We start from the raw sequence: 1,072 nt of genomic DNA on the forward strand, positions 1-1,072 counted from the left end.
ATGCTCGCGTAGCCGGGAATGAGGCCGATGCCGATCGTCGAGGCCGACATCGCAAGCACGGAGACGAGAAAGATCGCGCGCCGGCCGAAGCGGTCGCCGAGGCTCGAAAGCACGATGCCGCCGAGCGGCCGTGAGACGTAGCCGATCGCGAATACGCTGAACGTGCTGATGAGCGAGGCGATCGGATCGGCGGCGGGGAAGAACTGCCTCGCGATCTCGCGCGCGAACACGCCGTAGATGATGAAGTCGTAGATTTCGAGCGAGCCGCCGAGGCTCGCGAGTATCACCGTCTTCCACTTGCGCTTGAGGCCGGCCGGCGTGGCGGCCGCGGCGAGTCCGGCTGATGGCATGGTCGTCTCCAGTTTGTCTTTGTCGTCTTTTCTTGTCGGTCAGTGCGCGGTGGCGCGCACTATGCCGCCGGTACCGGCGTCGCGGCGGGCGTGCCGGTCCTGAGCGCGGCTTCGCGTCCGCCGAACGATTCGATCAGCCGTGCCTGATCGGCCTTCGCGGCGGCATCGACGGCTTCGGGATCGAGCAGTGCGCGCAACTGCGCTTCGAAGCGCGCGAGCACGTGCGCGTAGGCGGGATCGGCGGCCACGTCGTCGAGTTCTTCGGGGTCTCGTTCGAGATCGAACAACTCGGGGCGCAGGCCAACGTAATAGTGAAACTTGTAGCGCGCGTCGGCGAGCAGATAGGCCGCCGCTTCCGAGCCCACGGCGTGATACTCGCTGAACGCGAGCCGCTCGCGCTGCGCGGGCGCGTTCGCCAGTTGCGCGAGCGAGGTGCCAGGGCCCGTCATCAGCGTCTTGGGGCAGCCGGTCAGATCGAGCAGCGTGTTCTGGACATCGACGAGCGACACCGGTGTCTCGCTGACCTTGCTTGCGGGAATGCCCGGGCCGGCGAGGATCATCGGCACGCCCGTGGATTCCCGGTACATCAGGCACTTGTTCCACATGCCGCGCTTGCCCAGATTGTCGCCGTGGTCGCTGCTGTAGATCACGGTGGTCGTCTCTTCGAGACCGTTGGCGCGCAGCGCGTCGAGCACCTTGCCGGCCTGCGCGTCCATGAACGA

2 protein-coding genes are annotated in these 1,072 nt (G+C 66.5%); both read right to left on the minus strand.

Annotated elements, in window-relative coordinates; translation table 11 throughout:
* On the minus strand, nucleotides 1-350 hold a 350-nt coding region (locus tag U5A58_RS40365; protein ID WP_321940431.1), incomplete at its 3' end, for an MFS transporter.
* Between the two features lie 59 nt (nucleotides 351-409).
* On the minus strand, nucleotides 410-1,072 hold a 663-nt coding region (locus tag U5A58_RS40370; RefSeq protein WP_321965449.1), incomplete at its 5' end, for a sulfatase/phosphatase domain-containing protein.

It is taken from the genome of Paraburkholderia sp. J7 (genome assembly GCF_905220155.1).
In the GTDB taxonomy this organism is placed as follows: Bacteria; Pseudomonadota; Gammaproteobacteria; order Burkholderiales; family Burkholderiaceae; genus Paraburkholderia.